This window comes from Pseudomonas sp., from assembly GCF_049590575.1.
In the GTDB taxonomy this organism is placed as follows: Bacteria; Pseudomonadota; Gammaproteobacteria; order Pseudomonadales; family Pseudomonadaceae; genus Aquipseudomonas.
Map to the genome: position 1 here is coordinate 1 of NZ_JBAWDE010000078.1, position 3,596 is coordinate 3,596.

General features: G+C 56.1%; 3 protein-coding genes. 2 read left to right on the forward strand and 1 reads right to left on the reverse strand.

What is annotated here, in order from left to right; genetic code table 11:
* Positions 1 to 2,029: SBBP repeat-containing protein (locus WBR57_RS06245; protein WP_424083083.1), on the reverse strand; the 2,029-nt coding region annotated here is incomplete at its 3' end.
* Positions 2,030 to 2,378: 349 nt separating this feature from the next.
* Here WBR57_RS06245 and WBR57_RS06250 point away from each other — a divergent pair.
* Positions 2,379 to 2,597, forward strand: a complete 219-nt coding sequence (locus WBR57_RS06250; RefSeq protein WP_424083084.1) for a hypothetical protein — start codon at positions 2,379 to 2,381, stop codon at positions 2,595 to 2,597.
* 17 nt (positions 2,598 to 2,614) lie between these two features.
* Positions 2,615 to 3,596 (forward strand): AMP-binding protein (locus tag WBR57_RS06255; RefSeq protein WP_424083085.1); only part of this gene is annotated, 982 nt, incomplete at its 3' end.

Consider the following 3,596-nt stretch of genomic DNA (forward strand, 5'->3'; position numbering starts at 1 on the left):
CCCCTGACGTGATATAAAACGAGCCTGTTGTTTCGCCCGCGATGAAAAGGTTGGTGACCGGATCCGTTCCAGGCGCGCTTGCACAGTCGGGGCTTGATTCCGATGTGATGGTGCAGACGCCTATCCCGTACGCCTGATCGAAGGCTTTGCCGCCATAGTAAGTGAGAAGGTGCGTCCCGCCGCCGTAGCCGTACTCACCGATGAAAGCATCGGTATCGCCCTGGTACTTCTTAAATACAGTGTTTACTAGCGGCAGGGCGGAATCGTTCGTGTCGCCGGTGATGTAAATGTCTCCAGAAACGTCCAGCGTGACAGCATTGCCCACGGTGGTAGTGGTTGAAGAACCGATCAAGTCCGTGAAATTGAGTACGGTCCCCAGCTGGGTCATCGACACCAGGAACGCTTCGCTGGTCCCCGCGGTGGCCGCGCTGACAGCAGGCTCATCGCCAGGTTTCTCAACCTCGCCAAGAGTGGTGGAAGTGGTGGTGCCGACAATATACGCCACCAGAACCGGGTCCGCTAGAGTCGGGTTGTTGAGGCCCACCGCGATCGCGTTACCTGTAGTTGTGCCCGTTCCTCCTAAGTAAGTCGAAAACAGCAGCGTGCCGGAAGGCGTCGTTTCGAGCGTACAGCCATCGATATTTTGCATCGCGGCGTTACATCCTGAGGCATAGCGTGCCACAAAGGCGTCCTGGGTTCCGGAAAACGTCTTCTGCAGCACTCCCGTTTTCCCAGCGCCCACCTTGATGGGAAAGTTCTTCGAGGTAGTATAGCCGGTGACGAACAGGTCCTTGGTCGCCTGATCCATGGCAATGCCGGTGATCTCATCGGTGCCGCTGCCACCGAGGTACGTGGCGAAACCGATCGAAGTATTGATCTGGCCTCCCGGGGGCGCAAAACTGGTGATGGTCAGTTGCAACAGCACTCCGGAAACCCAAGCGTCAACGCCGCCGCCGCTGGTTGCTTGTGCAGCGTTCACGACGTCAAAATCCGTGGACGTGGTGTAACCGGCGACGTATATGATGGCGGGGACCTCGAAGTTATCGATCGCGACGGCGTTTACCACGTTCAAACCGCCAGTGCCGCCAATGTAAGTGGAGTTATACAGCTTTCCGCCACCAGCATTGAAGGTTGCCAAGAACCCGTCGGTTTCACCGGTATAAGGATAACTGGTAACGCCAGTGGTGGTACAGATGGGCATGGCCGGACACGTAGGCACTGGGGCGATCGGAAAATTCGCCGAAGCAGTGGATCCTGCCACGATGGTCAGGCCGGTCGCAGTGGTAATTGTAATAGCCTTGCCGTTATCGCCGCCGCTTCCGCCAAGATAAGTCGAGAACGCGAGCGAGGGATCGATTACCAGCTCCTGGCTGTGATCGTAATCCCCCAGTTTGAAAGAAACCTGATTCCCGCGTAGGCTGAAACTGCCGGCAATCTCACGCCGCGAACCATTGATCTGCTGGTAGATGACCGGCTTGTGCTGATAGATTGCACCGTACTTTGTTTCGAGGCGCAAGTCGCCATTGCGATCGATGCGAAGTTTACGCACGCCTTCGATACCCAGCCGGATGGAATTCGGATCTGCGCCCGGGGCAACTAAATAGTCATATTCGAGTTGCTGTTGATTTCCGTAGTAGATCAGGTCGATGCCGGGATAAATGGAGTCGTACTTCACGCGCCCATAATTGGCTACATTTTTGCGCCATTTCGATTGATCTTTGCCTACGAAGTAGTTCGAGATGGAATCGAGACGGTCCACGCCGCTGACTTTGGCCGCCGGGTTCGATCCCAAGGTCCGCACTCGGACCACGGACTCATGTTTGCCCGGTGACACCACAAACACAGATTCATTGGACGTGAGAAAAAGACCGTATCTGGAACCGCGTGAAAGAGCCTTCACTTGCGGATCACTCTGACCCTCGTTCAACTCGAAGGTCATCGGCTGCTTTAGATATTGAGCTGCCAGTTTGGCGTGAGTGGCCTGGTCGGTTGCCGTGGAAGCGGCAGCCAATCGAAAGGCTGCACTCATTGTTAGAAGCGTAAGCGTAAGATTCCGTCCGAACATAATTCCTCCCTGTGTGGCCCGCGGATAGGTGGACACAGTTCCCTGGTGCCCAAAGAGCTCCATCCCAAAAAGGCTCAAAAAGAATGATTCTTATGAATAGTAGCACCGAGTTCCAGGTTGTAAAGCAACAAACAAACGTTAGACGTACGCTTTTAGGTTCATGAGTTCCAGTACGACAAAGCGCTGGGCGGTACGAGATAGGAAATCCTGTCAGCTGCGGGAATGCTACACTCTACTAAATACGGATGGAGTGATCGAAAAATCACGATGGCCGATCGACCGCTACCGGCGACAGCCATGGTGAGAGTGACGAATGAGTGATAACCCGCAAAACGAAAGGTCTTGGCGACACGCGGATCGGTGGACATTGGTTCGCATGTGGTGGCGCTGGGGACCCAATCGTCATCTGAAGCAATCGACGATCTGGACATTTCTCTACTTAGAATATCTGGCAAGTGGCCTCGTGGCGCTGGTGGAGAAGTATCTCAAGCGGGATCGCGCGCCACTGTTGCCGGATGGAATCGGCGGGTAAGAGATGCCGGATAAAAGATGATTGAAGCAGTTGGCAGAGCCACCGAACCGATGCCAGTAGGCGAGAATCCGCGGCTGAATCTGGCGCGCGAATTCGCCACCCTGGCGGCTCCGCGCCCGGCCGATACCATTCAAGTGGTAGCGCACCATGAAAAGGGCGGGCCTGCGCATCGCTACCAGTCTTTAACCTTCGGCCGCTGCCGGGAACTGGGCGAACAATACGCTCGGGGGCTCCAGGCATCGAATATCCGGCAGGGGGATCTGGCGGTGATCCTAATGAAGCCCAGCCTGGAATTGGTGCCGGTTTTTCTGGCGCTTTGGCACGTGGGCGCCATCCCGCTGGTGGTGGATCCAGGCGCGAGCAAGGAACAGAAACTGAAATCCATAGAGGATATCCGGCCAAATGTGCTGGTCGGCATTCCCCTGGTGCATGCGCTTCGGATTCTGCATCGCAAAGCTTTTCGCTCCATCACCCGCTCGGTCACCATCGGCGGTTTTTCACCGGTGGGTGGACCCACGCTCAAGTCTTTTCTACGCTTGCCGAGCTTGCCGAAAGATGAGCCGTTCCCCAGCGCGCCCACGCTGGCAAACGATACGATGGCCATCGTATTCACTACGGGAAGCACGGGCGCTCCCAAAGGCGTGGTTTATACCCACGCGAATGGCGCGGCCATCATTCAAATCATGCAGGAGTCGCTGGGCATCGGACCCCAGCAGATCTGCCTGGCCTGCCATCCTGCGTTTGCCATCTATTTTGTAGGTTCCGGCGCTACTGTAATTACGCCGGACATGGATCCGCGCTATCCCCGCGATGCCGATCCGGCCTGCCTGTTCGATATCATTCGCGAGCAAAAACCCACCGTGGCGTTCATGCAAATTCCGGTGGTCCGAAATCTGGTGAAATACTGCACCGAGCGCGGGGAGAAGATTCCGCATCTGCGAAAGATTCTCACCACCGGAGCTTCGGTTCCCATCGAGCTGGTGGAGGGTGTTCAGCGAG